The organism is Halpernia sp. GG3 (genome assembly GCF_052976925.2).
The window spans coordinates 94,801-119,050 of record NZ_JBRIIR020000014.1 but is presented as its reverse complement, the minus strand read 5'-3'; the positions used below and the strand labels follow the sequence as shown (position 1 = coordinate 119,050).

The 24,250-nt window shown below is 33.7% G+C and carries 14 protein-coding genes; 3 read left to right on the top strand and 11 right to left on the bottom strand.

The window, feature by feature from the left end:
- The first annotated feature begins 56 nt into the window (after nucleotides 1-56).
- Nucleotides 57-623 (top strand): hypothetical protein, encoded by a 567-nt coding sequence (locus tag ACVBED_RS07985; RefSeq protein WP_447121336.1) that lies wholly within the window; start codon nucleotides 57-59, stop codon nucleotides 621-623.
- Here the strand turns inward: ACVBED_RS07985 and ACVBED_RS07980 are convergent.
- The 11 genes from ACVBED_RS07980 to ACVBED_RS07930 all read right to left on the bottom strand — a co-directional run bounded on the left by ACVBED_RS07980 (nucleotide 620) and on the right by ACVBED_RS07930 (nucleotide 22,007).
- Nucleotides 620-3,307, bottom strand: a complete 2,688-nt coding sequence (locus ACVBED_RS07980; protein ID WP_447121335.1) for a triple tyrosine motif-containing protein — start codon at nucleotides 3,305-3,307, stop codon at nucleotides 620-622. The genes ACVBED_RS07985 and ACVBED_RS07980 overlap by 4 nt on opposite strands.
- Before the next feature lie 69 nt (nucleotides 3,308-3,376).
- The gene (locus ACVBED_RS07975; RefSeq protein WP_473094833.1) at nucleotides 3,377-4,918 is read right to left on the bottom strand and encodes a T9SS type A sorting domain-containing protein; all 1,542 of its coding nucleotides are present in this window, start codon (nucleotides 4,916-4,918) and stop codon (nucleotides 3,377-3,379) included.
- Between the two features lie 166 nt (nucleotides 4,919-5,084).
- Nucleotides 5,085-6,797 carry a family 16 glycosylhydrolase gene (locus ACVBED_RS07970; RefSeq protein WP_473094832.1) on the bottom strand — a complete coding sequence of 571 codons (1,713 nt, stop codon included), beginning with the start codon at nucleotides 6,795-6,797 and terminating at the stop codon, nucleotides 5,085-5,087.
- Nucleotides 6,790-7,737 carry a glycoside hydrolase family 17 protein gene (locus ACVBED_RS07965; protein WP_473094831.1) on the bottom strand — a complete coding sequence of 316 codons (948 nt, stop codon included), beginning with the start codon at nucleotides 7,735-7,737 and terminating at the stop codon, nucleotides 6,790-6,792. The genes ACVBED_RS07970 and ACVBED_RS07965 overlap by 8 nt, the downstream gene beginning before the upstream one ends.
- A gap of 8 nt (nucleotides 7,738-7,745) precedes the next feature.
- Entirely contained in the window at nucleotides 7,746-8,651 is a 906-nt protein-coding gene (locus ACVBED_RS07960; protein WP_473094830.1) for a glycoside hydrolase family 17 protein, read from the bottom strand.
- Nucleotides 8,652-8,668: 17 nt separating this feature from the next.
- Entirely contained in the window at nucleotides 8,669-11,038 is a 2,370-nt protein-coding gene (locus ACVBED_RS07955; RefSeq protein ID WP_447121327.1) for an MFS transporter, read from the bottom strand.
- Between the two features lie 3 nt (nucleotides 11,039-11,041).
- Nucleotides 11,042-12,496, bottom strand: a complete 1,455-nt coding sequence (locus tag ACVBED_RS07950) for a glycoside hydrolase family 30 protein (protein WP_473094829.1) — start codon at nucleotides 12,494-12,496, stop codon at nucleotides 11,042-11,044.
- 50 nt (nucleotides 12,497-12,546) lie between these two features.
- On the bottom strand, nucleotides 12,547-15,987 hold the full coding sequence (locus tag ACVBED_RS07945; RefSeq protein ID WP_473094828.1) for a hypothetical protein: 3,441 nt from the start codon (nucleotides 15,985-15,987) through the stop codon (nucleotides 12,547-12,549).
- A 51-nt stretch (nucleotides 15,988-16,038) separates the two neighbouring features.
- Nucleotides 16,039-16,869, bottom strand: a complete 831-nt coding sequence (locus ACVBED_RS07940; RefSeq protein ID WP_447121324.1) for a glycoside hydrolase family 16 protein — start codon at nucleotides 16,867-16,869, stop codon at nucleotides 16,039-16,041.
- A gap of 11 nt (nucleotides 16,870-16,880) precedes the next feature.
- Entirely contained in the window at nucleotides 16,881-18,767 is a 1,887-nt protein-coding gene (locus ACVBED_RS07935) for an Ig-like domain-containing protein (protein WP_447121323.1), read from the bottom strand.
- 105 nt (nucleotides 18,768-18,872) lie between these two features.
- Nucleotides 18,873-22,007: a glycoside hydrolase 5 family protein gene (locus ACVBED_RS07930; protein ID WP_473094827.1), complete on the bottom strand. Its 3,135-nt coding sequence runs from the start codon at nucleotides 22,005-22,007 to the stop codon at nucleotides 18,873-18,875.
- A 493-nt stretch (nucleotides 22,008-22,500) separates the two neighbouring features.
- Between ACVBED_RS07930 and ACVBED_RS07925 the strand changes: the two genes are divergently transcribed.
- Together ACVBED_RS07925 and glk are read left to right on the top strand one after the other, a co-directional pair.
- Nucleotides 22,501-23,082: an SOUL family heme-binding protein gene (locus tag ACVBED_RS07925; protein WP_447121319.1), complete on the top strand. Its 582-nt coding sequence runs from the start codon at nucleotides 22,501-22,503 to the stop codon at nucleotides 23,080-23,082.
- 96 nt (nucleotides 23,083-23,178) lie between these two features.
- The gene (gene glk, locus ACVBED_RS07920) at nucleotides 23,179-24,249 is read left to right on the top strand and encodes a glucokinase (RefSeq protein WP_447121318.1); all 1,071 of its coding nucleotides are present in this window, start codon (nucleotides 23,179-23,181) and stop codon (nucleotides 24,247-24,249) included.
- Nucleotide 24,250 lies beyond the last annotated feature (1 nt).

The following is a 24,250-nucleotide window of genomic DNA, read 5'->3' as shown; positions in this document are numbered from 1 at the left end:
TATCGCAGAATAAATTAGAGATTGAGAATGGGTCGGAAGCTGCGGGTGAAAGAATTTTGCTTTTTCCAATTGAGTTAGAGCATTTAGATGACAATACGGGAACAATTCATTTTAAAGACGAAAATTATCAACTGTTAATCGCAGAAGCCGAAGCAAAAATCCTTCAAGACCCTATTAATACTGTACCAACGCACCATCAGCATTTTAATGGAAGTTTCGCAATTACCACTGCTTATTACGAAAAATCTAGTGGAGTTCCGGACGTTAAGTTTTTGGAAGGCTGCGCGTTATTTGAACGATTACATAACATGGACGCAAAAGCGCGGAAAAGCAACAACGTCATCATAGATACTTCTGCGCGATTTGTCGGAAGAACTCAAGTTGGTCTTTCCTACCAACTAAATGCCTGGGAAAATTTTGAAAAAGAAGATGCAGATATTTATGTGGATTCTTGCAGCTCGATTATTGACCGATTTAAAATTAAAAAGTACCTCTTCAATTTATGGCAAAATCAGAGAAATTTAGACCTTAATTTTAAAGAAGAAATCAACAGAATTAATGGAAGCATCATTTTTCATTTCGCCTTTCAAAATAACTTTTGCGATGATTATGTTAAGTCTTAAAATTTATTTAAAATCATATATAAATCATCGTCAGGACCAAGATCTAGTTTTTTGCGAAGTCTCGAGCGTTTAACGTATAAACTGGATGGCAGAACATCAAGTATTTCTGCAATTTCCTGTGTATTTAAGCCGGTTTTTAGATAAGCGCACAGACGAAGATCATAAATTGACAGAACTGGATGCTCCTTTTGTAAATTTTTAAAGAAACTTTGGTGCAGTTCATCCATTTGTATCTCGAAAGTATGGTCTTCTACCTTAAGCGATGTGTCTATCAATCGCTTAATTTCTTTTTGACGCATGTTGTTTTGTGCCGGATTCTTCTGAGCATCTTCTAGTTTTTCTTTAATATTTACGAGTAATCTCATTTTATCGTCGTCTTCCTTGGCTTTCACCGCAAGTTCTACTGTTTTATCTTTAACCTGTTGCTGAAGCAGAAATTTTTCCTTTTCTAACTGTATTTGTTCAATGACACTTTTCTCTTTCTGAAATTTTTTTGCCTGCTTTTCCAATTTTTTTTGCTGTCTTTTCAGCAATAATTTTTTTTGATCTTCAAGTATTTTATTTTGTCTCCTTCGGTAGAAAAAATAGAGCAAAAGAGAAAGTAGAACATATAATAGATAAGCATAATACGTTCTGTAAAAAGGTGCAGAAATTGTAAAATTAATTTTTTTAACGGCATTAAGATGATTGTTAATTTTTGCTCTTACGTAGAAATCATAATTTCCCTCTTTTAAATTTAAAAAAACAAATTGATTATTTATCGTCCAGAAACTCCAGTTCTTATCGTTTCCAAATTTATATTGATAAACTGCATTTTCTGTTTGAGGCACTATAAAGTTAAGCTTGATATTATTAAAATCAAAGTCAATTTTTTTATCTAAAGAACTCCACTTTGATTCTGAATTATTGAAGACTTCCAGACCACGAAAAAGTGTCGGATTGGTATTTTCTAACGAATTTTTCCCACTAATTTTCTCTAAAGCAAAACCATTATCTATGGGATGAAACAAATAATCTTTTGATAAAAACGTCGGTATTTTTAAGGGATTCAAAAGTAAATTATCAATCTTACTTTTTGTTTGTCGATAAGTTGATGAAAATTTATTTGTTGTTTCATTAAACGAATAATCATTAGTAGTTGTTTGAACGCGTATTATTTTATTTAATAAATAAAGATTAAAATTACCGCCTTCGAAATCCTTCATATAATAAGTTTTAATACTCGACGTGTTCATATTAAGATCCAAATTAACTTTTATAACGCCATAATTAGGAACATTTACCCAAAGTATATTTTTATTTTGTATCACGAATTGGTTACAAGAACCACCAATTCCATCCAATTTTTTAAAAAATTTCCAGATATTATTTTGTTTTTTATAAACAGAGATTCCATTATAATTTCCCGTTAACAAATAGTTTTCATTAAAAAGCTTCATCGTCCAGACACCGTGGTGATCATCTAATTTTTCTAATTTTCCACCATTAATTTTGAATAAACCCTGGTCATGCCCCATCAATAAATCTCCCTCAATATTTTCTAAACTCCAGACTTGTCCTTCCGAACCTGGTATAATTTTAAATTGATCTAAAGGTTGTGAATCATTTAGATTTTGCCAGTCGGTAACATATAAACCTTGGTTGGTTCCCAGATAAAATTTATTTTGCCAAAGAAGTGCGCTCGTTGCAGAACCGAAATTTCCGGTATTATCAAAAAAATAGGAAAAATTATCTTGGATATGAATTTTGGATAATCCGTAATCCATAGAGCACCATAAAGTTCCCAAATTATCTTTTTCAAGACTTAGAACAGTGTTATTTGATAAACCTTTTTGCTTATCTAAATGGTGAATAATATTTCGTTGTAAATCAGTTATATAAAGACCATTTAGAATTGTACCAAATGCTAAAACAGATTGGTTTAATTTTTTGAAACTAAACACTTTATCGCGTATTAATTGAGAAGAAAATGAACTCTTCAGATGTAATAATTTATTGTTTTCGAAAGTGAAAATTCCTTTATTTCTGGTAATAATAACTAACTTATTTTGCTCGTTATAAGCGCCGATTATTTCTAAATTTTTATTATCAGGATACTTAAACACAAATTTTAAACGATCATTTTCAATCGTAAACAAGCCTTTATTTTCATCTGCAAAATAAATATTGTGTTCACTTTCAAAACTGGTGTAGAATTTCGTAGGTGCTTTAAGGAGAGTTAATTTATCATTTTTTAAAATGTAAATATTTTCATGTGAAGCAAAAATTGTTTGTTCAGAGTTTTTATAAATGCCCCAAAATTCTTCATATTCATCAACGGTTTTAGTCTTTTTCGGATAAAGTGATCGGTAATTAAATTTGTTAAATTTATCCCTTTTCCAAACGCCAAAATCAACATCAGAACCTGTATAAATTAAAGAATCATTTTGTACTAAAAGTGAACGCGTAAAGCCTTTACTACCTTTATACAGTTGCCATTTTTTACCATCAAATTCTAATAATCCTTGGTCTGCGGCAAAATATAAAATACCATTCTTAGCAGAATTAATAGCCCAAATTTTTCCAGCATTTTTGTATTGTGTTGGTACAAAATTCTCAATTCGCGGCACACCTTTCACCTCAAGGTTTTGCGCAAATAAAATGAAACTGAAAAGACTGAAAAATAAAAGAACTGTTTTTTTCACACCTAAAGATACTTAAAAAAATAAAGCTGCTTGAAAAATCAAACAGCTTTATTATTATTAAAAAATTAACTATTTTACGATTAATTTTGTAGTTTGCACAGACCCTTTGCTATCTGTTGCTTTTACTAAATATAAACCGCTAGTAAGACCTTGCGAGCTTACACTTTGCGAAGTTGAAGTTCTTACCAATTGTCCATTCATATTATAAATTTCTACACTTTTTACTTGGCTAGAAATCATGATATTACTACCAGATCTAACTGGGTTTGGATAAATGCTTAATGCATTTTTAACAACTGCATCTTTTACACCCAAAGTTGCAGCGACAGTAGAAAAATACATATTATCAAAATATACTGCTTTAGTATTAATATCTGAAGTCGCCCCTAACTTAAATTGAAAAAAGGTCGCTGGATTAAAACCTTTTGCCACAAATGTTGCAAGTGGAACCGAGATTGTTTGCCAAGAACCTTTAACCAATACTGCATCTCCGCCGGTAGGTTTTATTTCATAATTGCTTTCTTTCACTGGGCTATTGGAAATAAGATCGAAGTAAAATTCATCTCCATTAGCTCCTGGAGTTTCATTAGCAGGAACAAAGTAATCAAAATTAAAATAGGAATAGCTGCTAACATTTCTATTTGCTGCACTTCCAGCACCATAACCAGTAGTAAAATCAGTATAAATAGCATTATTAGTTCCTGACGTTGCTAAATTTTTAATACTTGTAAACCCACCAAAAGTGTAATCTGGATTCCAAACTGTTGCCGTTGACGGCGTTCCAGTATCGTTTACAGTCGCATTTGTATTGAAATTAAGAGGTAAAAGTGTACCGGTAGTAGTATGATATGGTGAAGCATTTGGTAAATCTGCTATAAAATTAACCGTATAAGTACTCGTTGTTGTTCCATCTACAGCCGTTACCTTAACCGTTGCGCTTCCTGGCAGAGCTGTTGCTTGTGTAATAATTTTTGAAGCTGCAGCATTCGTAGTAGTAGCGGATGTTATTTGTGGTACAATTGTAGTTCCAACTGGTAATTCATAAGTATAAGATTTTGTTCCAGTAAGAAAACCTGCGATCGTGGTGCCCTTTACTTTTAAATCGCTTAAAGAAGCATCAGTAGTAGGATCTTGAACAAATACTTTTAGAGAAACATTATCAATTCGTACAATTCCAACTTCTGCACCCATATCGAAGATAATTCTACTATCCGAATCACTAACTGTAGGCGTAAAACTTAAAGTATAAGTAGTTACTGCGGTTGTAATATTTTGTTGTGCAGTAACAGACGTATACGGATTATGATTTAAACCTAAACCAACAATAAAACCTCTTGGTGCGTCAGACCATGAGTCAAATTTTAAAGTGTATTTTGTACCGGCTGTTAAAGAAAGAACATAACTTAAGTTATTTGTGTAAGCTGGTTGTCCTGGTGTGGTGACATTGGTTTGATAATAACTGTTTCCACCAACAGTTACTACATTTGCCGCATTACCGCCAGACCATCCAGTATAACCGGCATTAAAATCACCATTCGTTACGAGTTCTTGCGCAAAGCCAAAAGCAAAGCTAAAAACTACGATTAAAAAGGATAAAAATTTTGTTTTCATTCTAGAATTTTAATTTATATTACATTAATTTTTAATTCAGATCATGACTTTCATTCCTGAATTTTCTTCTCAAATATACTTACTTAGCATCTACTAAATCGTTGTAAAACAGTAAAATACCGATCTGTATATACAATGTATAGATGGTATCGCGGAGATGTTTTTTTTAATTCTTTAGGATTTTTAAAGTTTGTGACTTTGCGCTATTTTTAATTTCCAAATAATAAACACCTGGTGGATTTTTAGATAAATCTAAAGTCGTGCTCTTACCACAGTTTTTAGTTAAAATAGTTTTACCACTTTCATCAATAAGCTTAAGAGTATTTTGGGCTTGTTGCAATTCAATATTTAAAATATCTTTCACTGGATTTGGATAAATTTTCGCACTTTGATCAGAAGTTTCCGAAGTATTTAAACTACATGTGCTTCCCACGACATAAGGGAAATATTTTGTCACCGAAAGTCCACCTGCAAAAGCAAATTTCACGGCATAATTTATCGTAGAATTCACGGTTTGACCAGAGATTGTTTTGGTGAACGTGTTATTTCCTAAAGCGTCCATCGGTGTTTCTGTGAAGGGGCTTTGTTTCCACAAATAAGCAACCACGCCAGTTTTATCGGTATCCAATAATTTAAAAGTAAATTTAACGTCCGTCCCGATTGTTTGAAATTGATAATTATAACCTGAAGTAAAAGAACCTTGGCTCGCATCTGCACTTGTTCCACTGCAATTATTACTGACATTATTTGTCGTTTTTGCACTAATATTTAATGGACTATTTGCAGCATAATTTCCTGCATTATCTGCACCGGCAACCGTAAAATTATAAGTAGTGTTTGGCGTAAGATTATTGATGACCACAGATTTATCTACCCCAGATGCGCCCGTTACATTAATATCAGTTCCATCGTGCGACACTTTATAATTTAAAGTGCCGTAATTGTCTGTTGCATTTAGTAAAAGTTCGATAGAATTATTATCAATAGCACCTGTTTTTGCTGTAAATAAAGTCGGTGCTTCTGTATCTGGCGCGTTATTTTGATAAATCTTTACATAATCTACCTGCATAGAAGTTTGAGTAAAATTCGCAGGAATAGACCCCGCAACACCGCCCAGTGCAATATTCAAAAGTAAATACTGTTCTTTATCAAAAGGCCAGGTCGAAGCGTTTTTTACGGAAGGATTATAAGTGTAATATGCAACACCATCCAATAAAAAAGTCATTTGGTTCGGTGACCAGTTCAAAGAGTAAATGTGATAATTAGACTGCAAATCACTATTTGCAATTGCACCACCGTTGTTTACTGAATTACCATAAGAAGAAGGCGTATGTAAAGTACTTTGGATGTAATTAGTCGGTTTTCCACCGAAAATACCGTGTTCCATCATATCAGTTTCCCCACAAGCTGGCCAATTAGTAGTACCATATGTCGCAGAATAATAACCACCAGGTTCATTTACATTTTTACCTAAAAGCCAAATTGCAGGCCAAGTTCCCCCATCAATTGGCACTTTTGCGCGAACATCTACTCTACCATATTTAAAAGAAAATTTAGAATTTAATCTTGCAGACGTATAATCTTTAGTAAAACCATTACTGGTGTAGGTTTCCTTTTTTGCAACAATGTTCAATAAGTCATTATTAACAAAAGAATTGTCCACTCTATCTGTGTAATATTCTGACTCACCATTAAATTGTTCTCCGTTTGCGCCAGGCAACAACGTCTGGTGAAACCATTTAGTAGCATCTACAGGACCATTTGTGCTAAAATCATCAGACCAAACTAAATCGTGATAAACAACATCTACCTGTGCTTTGCCCATGATATGAAAAAATAAAAGAAGAGAAAATATTCTAGAAAATAGTGGTTTAAACATAATTAAATTTTGTTATTGAAAGATTGGTCAATGCTTGTTTTGAAGTCCGGTTTTCATAAAATAAACCCCAATGTTTTTCCGGTTCCAACAAATCATTCGAGCCTTTCCAAGATTCATCAAAAGCTTCAAAATAAAAGCATAAAATATGTTCAGTTTTGCACCAATTCATTAAAGCTTTAAAATAAGCTTGCTGCGCGTTTTCATTGGCATTTTCTGCTGGAAATCCTTTTCCGTTGGCTGATGTTGCCCATCCCGCCTCAGTAATCACAATCTGTTTATCTGGATATTTGCTTTTTACCGCTTGGTAATTTTGAATCGTAAAATTTAAGGCCTCAGTGATATTTTTATATTCCCAAAGCGGATAAGAATGAATCGAAATAAAATCTACCGTTTCTGCTAAAGTTTGCAATTTATCAATCCAAGGCAAATAATTTTCACAAAAAGTGACAGGTTGTGTTGTTTTTTCTTGAACTAATTTTGTGTAGTTAATCACACTTTCCTCTGACACTAGATGATCTGTCCAACTCACGCAAGCTTCATTTCCCACTGATAAAAACGAAACTATTTTAGTATATAAATTGGCCAAATCAATTAATTTATAAATTTTTTGCTCATTGTTTTGCTGGTTAAATTTCATTTGTTCATCAGACAAAAAAGGCGTTTCCCACGGACAGTTTTCATTATTTTTTTCTGCTTCAATGTGAGCACCAAGCATAATTTTAAAATCAAATTTTTCTTGTGTAATAACTTTTAAGAGAATTTCTGCATGCAGATCAATATCATAAATTCTCAAATATTTAAAATGAGTTTGAAGTAATAATAAATCTTCTCTGATTTCGTCATAAGACGGATAATTTCCGCCTGGTTTTTGACCTGCCCGAAAACCGGAATAGCAGACTGCATTTCCTGGGGAAAGATTATATTTTTCGAAAATTGTCATTTCTAATTTTAAAATTTTAAGTTTTCATTTTCATCCCAAATTCCCCAATGCGCACCAATTTCTCCTTCCGCATTTTTCTTCCATCCTTCATCAAAAGTGGAAAAATAGAAAACCTCAACGTTTTCATCCGCTGCCCAAAGTTGGCTTTCTATAAAGTATTTTTCACTTTGTAAAAGCGATGGAACAGAATTTCCAATCTTTTCCCCAGCAGTAGGCCAGCCAGTTTCTGAAATAATCACCTTTTTATTTTGAGCGACATTTTTACATTGCTGGTACATATCTTTTAGGTGATTTAAAGAAAATTCACCCGGTGTTCCTTCCCAAAACGGATAACAATTACATAAAATTACGTCGCAGATTTCGGTGATTTTTGGACGAACAACAAACTCATAATAAGCATCAACATAACCAACTACACAATCTGGAATTGCATTTTTAACATACAGAATATGCTCCATTAATTCTTCTTCAGTTAAATCTTCACGGTATAAAACTTCATTCCCAACCGAGGCGATATCAACAAAACCGTCTTTTTGAAGTTGGATCAAAGCATCCATTTCAACTTGGTTTTTATCTTTTTCATTACCAAGCCACGCGCCTACTAAGGTTTTCATCCCATATTCTTTTGCGATTTTTGGTATTAATTCATTGCCTTCTGTGCAGGAAAAAGACCGAATCCAATTGGTATAGGGCTTTATTTTCTCAATTCTGCGGCGGACCTGTTTTTCTGTGATAATATCACCTGGTTTTTGACCTTCTTCATAAAGACTAAAACATAAGCCGTGAACCCCGCTCTGAAGTATGTCTGTAAATAAATGTTGAAGTTCTTCCTCAGATTTATTTTTAAAAAATGAATCTTCAGTTTTAGTGCTTGTATCGTTATAATTTAAATATTGGCTTATTCTAAATGACATGTTTAAAAATTTAATTATTAATATTTAAAATTTTCTTCACTATTCCAAAGTCCCCAAGAAGTGCCTGTCCAACCTTCAGCATGAATTTTCCAAGACTCATCAAATGAAGAAAAATAATACAATTCCATATTTTCTTTTTCAATCCAGTTATGAATTTTTATAAAATACTTCATTACATTTTCTGGGGAAGGTTCGGCGTTTCCCACTTTATTTCCTTTGCTTGGCCAACCAGTTTCAGTAATAATTACTTTTTTTTCAGCGGCTGCAATTTTGGTTTTCTCATACATTTCCTGCAGGTAAAATCCCGCATTATTTATCCCAACCCCTTCCCAAAAAGGATAGCAATTAGCCAAAATAACATCACAAGCGGCGGTTAATTTTGGTCTGTTGATGAATTGATAATACACATCAACACACGCAACTGGTGTTCCATTCGCGGTATTTTTTATTTTTTGGATATAACCAATTACAGTTTCTTCACTCAACTCATTGCGAAAAAGAACTTCATTTCCAACCGCAGCAATATCAACCAAGTTATCTTTTATAAGATTTGATAAAGATTGCAGTTCTAATTCGTTTTCTTCGGATTTATTATTTATCCACGCGCCTACTAAGGTTTTTAAACCCATTTCTTTTGCAATTTTTGGTATTTTTTCATGGCCATTTAAACAAGAAAAAACTCGGATCCATTTCGTATGTGGTTTTAATAGTTCTAATTTTCTTCTAATTTGTTCTTCGGTAATGTTGTCGCCAGGTTTTTGTCCGTCATCATAAGCGCTAAAACAAATTCCGTGCATTCCTCTATTAAATACATTTTGAAATTCTGTTTTTAAATCTTCTATGGAATTTTTTTTAAAATCAATGCTAGAAGTAGATATAAACGGATATTGACCTTTTAATTCTGCCTCGGTTAAAAAATTAAAATTCATACCTGCGGCTAATAAAGTTTCCGAATATCCTGAAGGTTGAGGTGTTTTTCTTTTCTTTAATTCTGCACTTATACCAACTGCTTTTTCCTCCGTTAAATCATAGTTTCTCATAATGAGCATTGCGCCAATTGTACCAGCAATGGGTAAACCAGAGAAAAATAATCTTAAACCTGTTACAGATTCGGGAGAATTTACTGCATCTGGAACAAAACCAACGACCGTCATTATTACACCGGTTAATAATCCCGCAATTGCAAAACCAAATTTTACCATCCACCAATAGATCGCACCAAAAATACCTTCTCTTCTCTTACCCGTTTCCAATTCGTCTAAATCACAAACATCTGCCGTCATAGACATCATTATTGTGAATAAACTGCCGATACCAAAGGAAAAAAATGGCAAAGCAAATAAAAACATATAAGGTTTTCCGGGTATTAATAAAAAGTAAAGCATAATATAACCAACCACAGAAATGCCCTGTGAAAGCATAAATGCATCTTTTTTACCCATTTTTTTGGACATCCAAGCCACAATTGGAATTACAATAAAAGTAGTTGCTAAAGCACCGATACATCCAAATAAAGTTGGCCAAAGTCCCGCTGCAGGTGCATTACCTTTAAAAAGATAATAAACAATGATGAAAAAAGTAAAACCTGCAACCGTGTTAAAAGCATTGAAAATTAAAAAAGTAGAAAAACAAAGTTTTTTAAAAACATCATAACTAAAAGCTTCTTTGAAACTTTCGAAAATTTCTTTAAGACTGCCGCCAATGGTTTTGAGTGTCAATGGCGAATAACTTGTTTCGTTTAAAGTCGATTTACTTTTTATAAAAAATGCAGGCACCATTGCTAGAATAGCGCAAGAAATTCCCACCCATATCGCTAAAGTTCTTGTCGCAATATCACCAGAAGGAAACCACTTTGGATCATACATAATTACCCAAAACCATGGTGCGATTACCCATGCCCATTGACCAATCCATTGTGCAATGGCCATTATATTAGTTCTTTCATTGTAATCATCACTCATCTCATAACCCATTGCTACGTAAGGAACACTGAAAATGGAAAGACCTAAATAAAAGACAAAAGACCACAATAAAAAATAAATAAAATTGTAGGTAACACCATCTGCTTTCGTCATTTGCCACATTAAAGAAAATGAAATTCCCATAATAACCGCACCAATGAAAACATACTGTCTTCTTCTGCCCCAAACAGATTTTGTATTATCCGTAATAAACCCCATAATGGGATCTACAAAAGCATCAAAAATTCTTGGGAAAAAGAATAGCGTTCCCCACATTAACGGAGGAAAACCTAAGTTTTGAACAAGAACGACCATAAAAATACCCAAAGCAGCGGGAAACATTTGGTTGGCAAGCATACCAAAACCAAACGCTATTTTTTGGCCCATTGCTACCTTATTTTCAGTGATTGAGGCATTTTGATTCATTAGTTATTTTTTAATGATTATAGTTTGTAACGCTTTTTTTGATATCTGAAAACTTGTTGATTGATGCCCTAAAACTATTTTACCTTTTTGTAATTCTTCTGACGGATTAAAAATGATTACAACAAAATCACCATTTGGATTTTTTAAAGCAGTCGTCATCAAAGTTTGATTATCACTTTTAAAATCAATCCGAACTGCGTCTGGCCGAATGAATTTGCTGAATTGTGCCATCACATAATAAATCGGTGTAAAATAAACTTCATCTTTTTCCGGATCTACAATAACCGGCGCCACGCACCAGTTTTTAAACCAATTTGGACCGCCTTGTTTATTCAAAATCATATTCCAATCAATCCAGCCGTTGACTGAATGATTCAGACAACCAATTATATCTCGTGCATAGCGATAAACAGGAACATATTTTGGGTGTAAATGTTGGTCTTCTTTTGGCGCCCAATCAAAACCCCAATCCGTCGCTTCCTTGCTCCAATACCACGCATCATCTTGCCAGTGCGGCACATCTGCATCAACGCACGCCTCCGTTTGAATAATTAATTTATCCGGATTATCAGCATGTGCTTGATCTAAAATGTTCGGAAAATAATCATAAGTACTGTCATACCAATGAATTGCTGCACCAGTAAAATATTTTGAAGATTCTTTATTGCGGTACATTTCTTTCGTCCAGTTCAGTAAATCTTTTCTATTTTGATCGTAACCTAAAATTTTAACATTTTTAAAAGGTGAATTTTCTAATTGTGGACCTAAATAATTTTGAACAAAATCTGTCATTTCTTTGGGTGTAAAATGCATACTTTCCCAATTTCCACCGTTTCCGTTAGGTTCATTTTCAACAGTTAAACCCCAAATATTAATATTTTTTTTCTGATATTCAGCGAGATATTTTTCGAAAAACAATGCCCAGGTTTTATCGTATTTTGATAATAATTTACCATCAATCCAGCTGTTATTATCTTTCATAAACGGCGGCGCAGTCCACGGTGAAGCAATAATTTTGAAACTATTTTTTGAAATCTTTTGTGCGTCTTTTATCATCGGAATTAGATATTCTAAATCATGCGAAATGCTGAATTTTTTTAATTCTAAATCTTCCGGATCTGACACGTAAGAATAATGATTTAAAGCAAAATCTGTAGATCCGATTACTGTGCGGGTTAAAGAATAATTTGCCCCTTCTTCACTGAAATAAGCATTTAAAACTTTTTCCTTATTCTTTTGTCCTAATTCATTGTAGAGATAAGCGCTGCTCTCTGTAAATGCACCGCCAAAACCGATTATTTTTTGATAGGTTTTTTCTGGATTTAAAGTAATTGTAGAATTATTTTCAGGTTCATTTTTAAACTCTGGACTATTCAATTTTGTTAATTGGTGGCCTTCCGATGAGGTTTCAAAAACTTCTACCTTTAAAGCAGAATGTTGTGCGGTGTAACTTTGCATAAAGCAGAGCGATATATAAATTAATATTATGTAAATTTTTAAATTTTTCATTAGCGTAACTGCGCTTCTAAAATTCCAACGTTAATACTTTCTATTTTACCTATTCTTTTCCAGATTTCAGCGCTCAATTTTTCATTTAAACTATTGGCTAAAATGCGCGATTCATCCCGGTCAAAATATTTAATTTTGATAAAATTTTCATCTGAAATTTGGTAAATGATTGGCACTTGACAAAGGGTAAAACCAATAGAGTTTTTTGGTAATTCAAAACTGATTTTATCATTATTGACATCCGTCATCTCAAACCTATTTTTTTCTGCTAAAAAATTAGATTTCTTTAATAAAAAAGGATCAAATTTCACGCAACCGTTTTCTACCACGACACCCAATTCACCATATCTTGCGAGTAAATCTTCTTTCACTTGTCCCGTCATTCCTGGTTGTTGTGCACCGCGGTGCAAGGGTGTGTGAGAATAAGGATCTGTGGGAAATGCGCCATAATTTTTTGGAGATTTATGCGCACCAATTCCGTCTTTTATGTCTTCGTAATAACCAATTAATTGATTAATAACCTCCACAGAGTTTCCGTCTTTTCTGGCTTTTATAACTACTTCCTGAGTTGCCAAAAGTAATTTTGAAACCATATGCCAATAAATAGAACCCAAACCTTCATAGGCGAAGAAAGTTCCAGATCTGCCGGTAAATTCTTTGTGGTGAAAGACGTTTTCGTAGATATTTAGAATTTTATTTCTTTCCCGATCATTTGTGTCTAAGGCGTGTAATTCTTTATTTAAATCATCTCCATTTTTAAATTGACTATTAAAATGGTAGTGATTTGTCACATCTTTTTCAATCAAACTTTTATTGCCCGATTTTAAGTGGTTTGTTAAAAGTTCTGACTTTAAAACTTCACTTTCTGGAATATTATTTTTTGTTAAAAACCCTTTCAATTCATGATTTGGGTAAAGCAAATAACTATTTTGATCTTGTCGATACAAATCGCTTTTTCGCAAAGCTTCTAAGACGGCTAACGATTCGTTTGCAGAGAGAAATCCTGAACTTAGAACTGCAACTTGCCCTTCTAACATATCATTTAAATGAGAAATCGTCGCGGAGTTTTCAGTGTAAGAAATAAGATTGTAAGCGTGGTAAAGTCCGTTTTGTTTTTTATTAACGCTAATTGTTTGATCTAAAAACTTCAACGAAACCGTCATTAAATTTAAGATCTCTGAAGTATTTATCTTTTTAAAATTTCCTGAAAATGACTGGTCGTAAATTTGTTCGCGATAAATGCTTCCCGCATTCCCGAGCGCATCCATAATACTTTTACGTGATCCGTCGCTTATTTTATTTTGAAGAAGATGTTGATTATTTTCAAAAATTTTAACCAAGTTTTGAAAAAATGTTTCTAATTCTTCAGAAATTTCTACTTTCTTCTCGTGTGATTTTTCTAAAATATTTTTAAAAAAATTAAGAAATCTGCTTAGATAATTGAGCGTCACCATAGAAACGCCATTTCCAACCAACGCATTATTCGCGTCGTTCCATTCTGGGCGTTGCGTATTCATCCAAATGCCGCCTTCGGGGATAAAATTTGAAAGTTTACTTAGTGTTGTTGCAAGAATCTTTTCTAAAAAAGTAACGTGGTGAATTTCATTTTTCTGGTTTACTTTTAAAGTAGCATCTTCCCCTAAAATTGATTTATTTTTATGAATTTCTAATTCCTGATCTTGCTCAAAATCGATGGTTGATTTTGGATTTTTTAGAATGTCCTCATATTTTTTTATTCTATATGGCACATTGGCGTAAACAAATGATTTTTGTAAAAATAGATCTTCTAAATATTTAGGATAATAATTTTCGGAAAATTCTAAAAATTTAAGTAAATAAATTATCTGATGGTCGCCCCAATAACCAATGTAAGACCAGGGATCATCTGGTTCAATAGTTTCCCAATCGAAGCCATTTTTAGTAATTCTGTACGAGTTGTATCCATCGAAAGTGGAGGCGTTTAAAAATCTAAAAAGCATCGAATTTTGCCACTCTGGAAATGCGTGCGCCAATGCTTCCCAGTTTTGAAAAATATCGCGCCAGTTTCCTTCGTAATTTAAAATTTTAGAACCGTCTTTTTCACTTCTTGTTTCAATGGAAAATTTATTCCAAGGACGAGAAGGATCGCCGTGACGGCGGCTAAACTTTAATGGTAAATATTCTACACTTAGTCTTTTTAAGTCTTCATTACCTTGATTTTCAACGAAATCGGCAAGCTCAAATTTTGTAAAGGAATCTGGTAATTGATTTAATTTTTTAAAATAATCTTGGTATATTTTTGAATTCCTTTTTTGAATTGAATTTAGAAAATCTTGTTTTTCTATGCAATATTGATCATCAAAGACGCCGCCGCGCATAATGTTGAAAAGCGTGTTAGAATAATATCTTGCATCATCCCGCAAATCTGCAGTATGCTGAATGCCGTCTGCGGAATTGATTAATTTTAAAAGATTTTTTGTACCTAAATGAATGTCTGAAGTGATTTTTTTAATGAAATTTTCTTCATTTTTAATTTCAGAACTTAGATTTACAATGTTTGAAATGTTTTGATTAACATTTGCAATAATTTCCCAGTTTTTACTTTTATTAGCAGAAAGTTTAAAATCTTCCACAATAAAATAAGCGCCTTTTTCGCCTTTAGAATCAACTTCTTCTAAAATTTCTTTGTTTTCTCTAAAATTTTGAAGTTGTAAAGCGGAAAGCAAAATTTTAGGATTTTTAAAACCCAAAGACCAAGTAATATTAGCGTTAAGAGATTCATTAGGTTCGGCTTTATCTACAATTGTCGCACTCAAAGCGTAAATACCAATTTTAGACGCAGATTCTAATTCACTTCTTTTGTAGGCATCAACTAAATTGCTGGTGCTGTTTTGTAAATCGCTGCCAACGCCGGCAGGCAAAATATTTTGTAAACCGTCACAAATACTGAGATTTGTGTCTGCATCTGAAATGTTTTTCAATTCCGTTTCCCGAACGAAACCGTAAAGATTAGAATTAGACCATTTGTATTTAAAAATGAGACCTAGATCTTCATTTATTTCCTCAAAAATAATGGAGTTTCCGTAAATGCTTTTGTATAAATTCCTTTTAATATTATTAACTTGATTTCTAATGGAAAAAGGTTCCCAAATTAAAATTCCTTCATTTTTTAAAATTTTAATAATGGTTTTACTTCCGGTAATTTCTGCTGACTCTGTGATTTTATCGTCTGTATAGTAAGGGAAAAGTGCAAATTCACTATTTTTTCTTCCTGCACTCAGAGCGCCATTACTTGAAATAAACATCCAATGATTCGAGTCACTTACAACGCTCATAAAAAATGGACGCATTTGATCAACATTAGAAATTTTAAAAAAAACTTCATTCTCAATTTTGATTTGTGACATTTTCACAGGACAAATTTTATTTTCTTGAGTAATATTTAAAACAGAATCGTTCATGAAGAAGTAACTAAATTTTAATTCAGATTTTTTTGTAATTAATTATAAAAACTATTTGTAAACCCGCACGTAATCTACTGTCATAGTTTGTGGAAAAGGAGTTAATGAGGTTGGAAAACCAACATAATTACCACCTACGGCAAGATTTAAATAAATATAAAAATCATGATCAAAAACCCATTTTCCTGTTACTTTTTCGGGCGTTACACGTTGGTAAAGAAAATTATCTACATAGAAATCGATTTGGTTTGGCGACCATTCTACAGAAAAATTATGAAAATCTTTATCAAATCTATCATTTGGCAAACCATATTCTTTAGTAATAGATGCACTGCCAGAATAGCCTGGGCCGTGAACGGTTCCATTGATAATATTGGGTTTTTGACCCCGAAGTTCCATAATGTCTATTTCGCCGCAATTTGGCCAAGTATTCGTATCTTCATCGGCGCCGATCATCCAGAAAGCCGGCCAAATTCCGGGTCCATAAGGTGTTTTTATTCTGGCTTCAATTTTACCGTAAGTGGTTTTGAAAAGACCTTTTGTTTTTATACGGCTTGAGGTAAATTGACTTCCGTTATAAGCTTCGTTTTTTGCTGTTATTACCAGTTTCCCGTCACCGTCTTGGGATATATTTTGGGGTCTATTAGTGTAATATTCTAACTCTTGATTACCCCAACCGGAAGCGCCAGTTCCGATATCGAAGTTCCAGTTTTTTGCATCGGGTGCACTTCCAGCAGAACCATTAAACTCATCACTCCAGACCATCTGCCAATTGTGATTTGGCAAATCTTGAACGGCATCTCTTTGGCAAGAATTTATAGTGAAAAGTGCAAGCAGAAATAATAAAATTGAACTGAATTTATATAATATTGATTGTTTCATTTTGTAAAAATTTATTTATGAAAATAGAGATTGTCTAAAAATATATCACCGTTACCATCAAACTTAAATTGGATGATATTCGCAAGATTTACTGGTGAAAAGGCGGATAATGGAATGTCAATACTTTTCCATCCAGTGGTTGTATTATTCGTCGGAACTGGAAGTGCGAAAGGTTTTTCCACAGGTCCTGTACTTATTAAATAAACATTTAAAGCAGCAGAATTTGCAGAGTAATAATCTAAATGAAGATAGTTCATCCCAGTTGCGTCAAGTGAATTTGCCAATTGAATTCCTTGGTAATCTAATCCTGCATATTTTAAAGTATTATTCCCAGCGATTAATTGTTGAGAAACCACAGTTTTTTGACCCCAATTAGGATTTAGATCTGAACCAGATAAATTGGTGTAAGTATCGCTAAAAACTGAAATTACATCTGCGGCATTTGCGTTAGGAACAGGCGCGGCGACAGTTGGTGCTGCTGGAATAATACTCCCATCATTGTAGAGATATATATTGTCTGCATAAAAATTATCAATGTTAGTTCCAGATAAAATAATCTGACCTAAATGCTTTTTATTTTTCAATCCAGACAATGCAGAAAAAGGAATATCAATACTTACCCATTTCTGTCCGGCAAGAGTAGGTGCGGTGTAAACTTTTGTACCTGAAGTGTCATCACCTCCCCCATAAACACCGTCTGCACCCCAATCTAACAACTGAATTGAAAAATTAGCGCCCGCTTTTATAGCCTGAGGTAAATAAATATCCATATGAAAAGTGGACATTGCGGAAGCATCAATTGTTGGTTGACTAAACTGAATCCCTACAAAATTAAAATTAGTATAATTTAAAACATGGTCATTATTTACAGTAAAATCTGCAGACTGCGTAGTTTGATATGGTGCGTAATAACCATTATAATAATCTACCGGAACACTTTTATATTTATCAGTAAAAATTGAAATTACTTTTGTAGGATCTTGCTGAGGTATTGGTGCCGATAAAAAAGACCCCGATGAAGTAATTGTTAAACTTCCTTTCGCTAAAGTCTTACCTAAATTAGCAGTAATTTTGGCCGTTCCAGTTCCTACTGTCGTAATGACACCCGATTCACTGACCGTCGCAACGGCTGGAGCAGAAGAATTAAAAGTAAAATAACTTGGGGAGGCATTTACAGTCTCATTTACACCATTTGGCAAATTAAATATTGTTGCAATATCATCAACTTTATTGGTAACACCAGTGAAAGAATTTGCATTTTTATCTTGACCTTTAAATATTGACGCTTGCGCATTACCTATTGTTCCAATGTTTTCAAATTTTAAGTCATCAATCCAAAAAGTATAACCTCTTCCATTTTCCGGACCTTCGGAAACATAAAACATTCCTCTTTCGGCGGTTAGTTTTGCAGCATCTGGAATTGGAATATAAACTTTTTGCCAGTTTGTGTTTACAGGTAATCCATTTATTGAAACTTGATATTTATTAGCACCCAAATCAGTCCCGAAGCCCAACACATCTATATTTGCGGGTTGCGTGGCTTTAATCCAAAAACTTAGCGTGGTATAGCCAGATAAATCCCGCGGTTTACTCGTAAAAAAAGCACCACCAGCATAAGAACCGTTTGGATCATTAAAATCTGGAACGGCAAAACTCATTGATGCTGCAGAGTTGTTATAAGTGACCGATTTATCAACTTGAAAGGCAGTTGGAACACTACCGCCAAAAGCGGCGTATATTAAATCAGGGCTAAAACCATTAATGAAAATATCTCCATTGGTGGGATTTTTTGCAGGTTGCAATTCACTAATATCCCGTTGGCAAGATCCTATCAAAAGTAGCGCGGAAGAGGCCAATAAAATTTTGGTGAATTTGTATATATTTTGTTTTGATTTCATTTGTTGATATTTATTTATTTTAAGGGTCAAATAATATTGCCATTCATGAACGTTAGTTTGGATAACAATTTTTTAAACATGGTGATTTCCATATTTTTTCACATATTACTTACCGATGCTTATTTGAATATAAGTTCTAATTTCCCACTCATTTCCATTAGGAAAACCAATCGCAGTAGGATCTGGAAGATAATCTCCTGCAGGATTAAATGATGACGTAGGATTGTAACGCGGTGAATATTGATTTAAAGTTCTGTACGTCCCTCTAATCCCAATTTGAGTTCCCGGAAGTATAAACCAATCTGGTTTGCCAATTGTGGTAGAAAGATCTAATACAAATTGAAGTGGATAGGTTAAATTGAAATCCCGGTGATAATCATAAGGTCCCCAATCATTAAATTTAGCACCTGCTACTAATTTTACTTTTTTGTAAATTGTTCTTAGATCCACACCCAAACGCATGATTTTTCTTTGATCACTTCCATTTGCTTGGGCGTCACCGCCGTAAAAATTAGAAATAAAACCAAAATCAGAGTTTATTTTAGAAATTACTTTGCCATTTACTTCCCAAAGATTTGCTGCTGGTGGCGCACCTGGAAAAGCAAAAGTTGAGCGTCCATCAGGGAAAATACCAATTGCGGCATCCTGAGTTGTAGGCATGTGTCTGTAGATAACGCCGACATTAAATGCAAAAGGTGCATCTTCCGCGCGGTCATTATCCCATTGATACATCCAAGTCGCTGGTGTTGGATCGTAAGTAAATAATAATTCTCCGGCAGTCATTTGACGGTTCACACGCACACTAAAAGGATCATCTAAGATATTTCTTGGTCTTCCAGGAGTTGGAACACCCATTGGAATTGGTCCTTCAATAGGTTTTTGCCATAAAAAGTTCGGTGCAATCTGAAAATCTCCGATGTTGTAAGTGAAACCAGAAAGAAAATTATATTGATTGCCACTTCCGCTGTCTTTTAAATGCCATCCAGTGAAAGTTTGGGTGTAATCTGCCCCACCAAAAGCAACTAATCCCATTGCAGCGCCTTGCGCGTACCAATTGAATTTTCCTCCCGTGTAAGTCAGTTTCATTTTTCCCCCAAAATTATCTTTAGATTTAATGACATCTTGGTAAACTGTATAATTGCCTTCATTACCTCTTACTGCCTGGAATACACGACCGTTTAAAGGTTGACCCGCCCAAATACCGCCTAAATCTATTTTAAATTTCCCGAAAGTTCTGTCCATTGCTAAAGTCACACGTCGTGTTTTAGGTTGTGGAATTGCGTAAGAACTTGTGGTGCTTTGTTGTTTATCTAAATCTTCATGATAAATACCTGTCAAATTATATTTTCCTAATTTTTTAGAATATTTAACTAAAACGGCTGGATTTGCGCCCCACCAAAGTTGTGGACCGAAGGCGATTTTTAAACCATTAAGTTCTTTTTTACCCGTAAATTCAAATCCGACGGGCGCTTCACCATTATAAATATCGATGTTTGGGCCATAGTTCGCTTCCGGATAAAGTCCGAAGAAATCACCTTCATATTCCCAATGGTAATGGCCAGTTCTATAAAATCCATTTAAGTCAAAATATTTTGCTTGCCAGTTATAACTTGCTCTGTAAAGCGCCACGCGACCTTCTGAATTTAGAACCGTTGTTCCATCAACCGTTTTGACTTTTACTGGTCTTGCTCTATTTTCGTAGAAAATCTCATCAATTGGATTTAATGCAACGTGCCCAACAATATTAAATTCTGCAGTAGCACGCATATTTGATGCAGGATTTGCTTCAACGCCCACATAAACAGATTCCATGTGATCAAAACCCAATCGATTTGGATAAACTGCTTTGTTAGGATCGGGTTGTTTAGGCGTCGTAATTAAGCTTCCCCCTGTATTGTAAGTACTAAAATTTGCATTGAAGGTGCTTAATCTTAAAAGTTTTGAAGAATTTCCTTCCAGTGCAGCGGCATCGCCACGGGCTTGTAAACCGGCAGAAGTAGAATTAATATTTTTAAACTGATCATCCAATTTCACCAGAGATTCATTTCCAGAAAATAATTTTAAATGATGAATGTCCTTCAAAGCGTAATAAGCAGCTCGTGGATAAAGTTGATATAAACCGTTACCGTCTGCAGGACCTTTTGCGCAAATCCCAAACCATTCTTCGTTCATATTATTTTCACCTTGCACATAATCTTTTATGTAACCACCGTTGCTCCACGAAGCATCGGTATTGTGAATATCTAAATCTACAGTTTGTCCAGATTTCCACCAGCCGTCGCTAAACTGAAAAGTAAAACCTCCCAAAGCATTTCCTGCTTTGCCGAAACCTGCAGCATTTTCATAAATTTCCTTCCAGTTATTAATCAAATAATCGGCTTGGTCTTTTTGATTTTCTTTTTGCTCGATATTATTAAAAGCATCTGCGCCAAATTCTGTGAACATGACTGGTTTATCTACCACTTTTTTTACCCGTTGAAAGGCATCACCAAAAGAAGTTCCGCGATAAACATTTATACCTAATACATCAATATCCGGACATTCTTTTGCGATCATATCCAAAAACAATAAATCACCGTTGCAGATAGAAACGGGATGAGATTTATCGATATTTTTTACAGCTAAAGCTCCTTCATTAAATAAGGCATATAAAGCGACCGCTTTTTTAGTAGATTTTCTATCTTCTATGGGAATGTTTTCTGTCTCTGCGCCTTCCCAAAATAATCCATAGTTACTTTCATTTCCTAAAAGATACATTAGAAGTCCTGGCGTACCTTTATATTCATTAGCCATGTCTTCCACTTCTTTTAAAAGTACTTTTTTCACGCGTGGATCGCCATAATCTGTATTTGGTGCCCAAGTTCCATCTAAAGTTAAACCATATCTACCGAAAGTATCATTAAGAACGGTATAAATACCATAGTTTTCGTAGATATATTTAATCCATTTTGGAGGAATTCCTGCATAGACTCTAATGGTATTTACACCCATATTATTGAGTAATCCCATCTCAGTATCCAGCGCTTTTTTTACGGTATCATCAGATTGTTTCCAAAGGCTGTAGGTAAAATTTGTACCAATTGGATAATAATCCCAATTCATTCCATTAATCATAAATTTTTGCTGATCTACCATTAAATGGTTTCCATCATTATCCTTTGTGAGCTTTATCTCATTCGCTTGCGAATAAAATTTTGATGAAAGGACAATTAAGAATAGAAAATAAACATATTTTTTCATCTATTTATAAATCGTTTTTTGGTTACTTAATTTGATTATTCGTTTTTATTATATCTTGATTTTTAAATGTAAATTAAAGTTTTGATGTACACTTATATACATTCTATATACAAGCTTTAAAATTAATTAAATAACTGAAAAACAGTGGTATATAAATTTTAAACATCTTTACATAATAGAGATCAATGGTAAAAGCAGAAAAATTAGTTAAAAAAAAACTTTGAAAACTTTCCTTAAATAGGACGTTAGTTAAGGGAATGTTAATTATTAATTAAATTTCTGTCTTAATAAAAGATAATATAAGTCAAGGTATCTATTTTATAAGTTGTCAATAAATTAGAAGAATTACCAATTAAAATGAGCATTTTTCCTATTAGAAATAATTAAACAGAAAATCTTCAGCAGTATCTATTTCGGTTACATTTTTGCTTAGGTTAGTTGTTACGATTACAAATTTTTGGATTAAAAATTGTCTTTAATAAAACTACAAATCATGAAAATTGCTTTAATTCTAGGCGGCTCAATAATTATCTTATTTATTATTTCCCAATTATACCTTATAATGGCTAAAACAGAAACGCAACCTTATCAAGTTATTAAAAAAGAAAAAGATTTTGAGATTCGTCATTATCCGTCCGCAACTATGGCAAGCGTTTCGATGAATGCAAAATCCTACAAAGAATTATCCTCCGCAGGTTTTAGAAAATTGGCATCTTTTATTTTTGGTGGAAATCAGTCGAATAAAAGTATTGCGATGACCTCGCCGGTTCGTATGGATATCAATGATTGCGGATCATCCATGAGTTTTGTAATGCCTGCTGAATACACAAAAAATAGTTTACCAAAACCAAATGATCCCGCTATAAACATTGAAACTAAGGTCGAAGAATATGTTGCTGCCATTCATTTTGGCGGATTTGCAAATGATGAAGAAATTAAAAAATACACTTCTAAACTTGAAAGGGAATTGAAAGCAAAGGGAATTGATTACCATGGAAATTTTCGATTTTTAGCTTACAACGCGCCTTATCAATTGGTGGATAGAAGAAACGAAATTATTGTAAGTGTAGACTAGCGCTAATAAATTCATTTTAAATTTACTAAATAATTAAAGTTTTCTTTAAAGCAAATTTCTAGTAGAAAACACTTCAAACACATCAAACATAACTTAATGGAAGCATTTAAATCAATTTCTCTACCCGATATTTCTGACACAAAACTTCAGATAGCATTTCCTTCAGGGAAAAATAAATTACCCAAATCGGGAATTGTTTTGGCAGCAGATGTGGGCGGAACGAAAACTGAACTCGCACTTTTTCAAATTAAAGACGGAAAATTGGTTTCGCTTAAAAATCAACGTTATCCTACAAGTGACCATCAATCTTTTGTAAAAGCGATTCATGAATTTCATGATGATAAATCTCTAAAGATTAATTGCGCTTGTTTAGGCGTTGCAGGAACTGTTGATGGTGATAAAGTGAGCGGTACCAATTTCGCCTGGGAAATTGATGCAAAAAAATTAGAAAAAGATTTAAATATAAAAAGTGTTCTTTTAATTAATGACCTTCAAGCCAATGCTTATGGACTTTCCGCGCTTAAAAAATCTGACTTTGAAATTTTGTGTAAAGGCGAAAAAAACGAAGGAAATGCCGTTGTAATTTCTCCCGGAACTGGTCTTGGTGAAGCCGGATTATTTTGGGATGGTTCAAAATACAATCCTTACGCAACAGAAGGCGGCCATTGCAATTTTGCACCGCGAACAGACTTGGATATAGAATTATTTAAGTTTTTGCATCATAAATTTAACCACGTTAGTTGGGAAAGAGTGATTTCTGGAATGGGAATAATGAATATTTATGAATTTCTGCGACACTACAGAAAAGTAAAAGAACCAAAATGGCTTACGGAAGAACTAAAAATTAACAATTCAGCGAAGATAATTTCTGCTGCGGCATTAGAAAAAAAAGATGCAGTTTGTGAAGAAACCATCCAACTTTTTATAAAATACCTCGCTTTAGAAGCCAGCGAACTGGCATTAAAAGCAAAAGCCACGGGCGGAATTTACATCGGAGGTGGCATTGTCCCAAAAATTCTAAGTTTAATTGATAAAAAGGAATTTTACGAAAACTTCATCAACGTTGGAAGAATGGAACATTTGCTAAAAACCATTCCTGTAAAAATTGTGTTGAATGATAAAACGGCCTTGATGGGTGCGGCGTATTATGCGGCGATGGGGATTTAGA

What these genes read in the sequence shown, in the direction of transcription:
- ACVBED_RS07975 (WP_473094833.1), bottom strand. Translation starts at nt 4,918, where the DNA reads ATGAAAACAAAATTTTTATCCTTTTTAATCGTAGTTTTTAGCTTTGCT.
- ACVBED_RS07970 (WP_473094832.1), bottom strand. Translation starts at nt 6,797, where the DNA reads ATGTTTAAACCACTATTTTCTAGAATATTTTCTCTTCTTTTATTTTTT.
- ACVBED_RS07965 (WP_473094831.1), bottom strand. Translation starts at nt 7,737, where the DNA reads ATGACAATTTTCGAAAAATATAATCTTTCCCCAGGAAATGCAGTCTGC.
- ACVBED_RS07960 (WP_473094830.1), bottom strand. Translation starts at nt 8,651, where the DNA reads ATGTCATTTAGAATAAGCCAATATTTAAATTATAACGATACAAGCACT.
- ACVBED_RS07955 (WP_447121327.1), bottom strand. Translation starts at nt 11,038, where the DNA reads ATGAATCAAAATGCCTCAATCACTGAAAATAAGGTAGCAATGGGCCAA.
- ACVBED_RS07950 (WP_473094829.1), bottom strand. Translation starts at nt 12,496, where the DNA reads ATGCAAAGTTACACCGCACAACATTCTGCTTTAAAGGTAGAAGTTTTT.
- ACVBED_RS07945 (WP_473094828.1), bottom strand. Translation starts at nt 15,987, where the DNA reads ATGAACGATTCTGTTTTAAATATTACTCAAGAAAATAAAATTTGTCCT.
- ACVBED_RS07940 (WP_447121324.1), bottom strand. Translation starts at nt 16,869, where the DNA reads ATGAAACAATCAATATTATATAAATTCAGTTCAATTTTATTATTTCTG.
- ACVBED_RS07935 (WP_447121323.1), bottom strand. Translation starts at nt 18,767, where the DNA reads ATGAAATCAAAACAAAATATATACAAATTCACCAAAATTTTATTGGCC.
- ACVBED_RS07930 (WP_473094827.1), bottom strand. Translation starts at nt 22,007, where the DNA reads ATGAAAAAATATGTTTATTTTCTATTCTTAATTGTCCTTTCATCAAAA.
- ACVBED_RS07925 (WP_447121319.1), top strand. Translation starts at nt 22,501, where the DNA reads ATGAAAATTGCTTTAATTCTAGGCGGCTCAATAATTATCTTATTTATT.
- glk (WP_447121318.1), top strand. Translation starts at nt 23,179, where the DNA reads ATGGAAGCATTTAAATCAATTTCTCTACCCGATATTTCTGACACAAAA.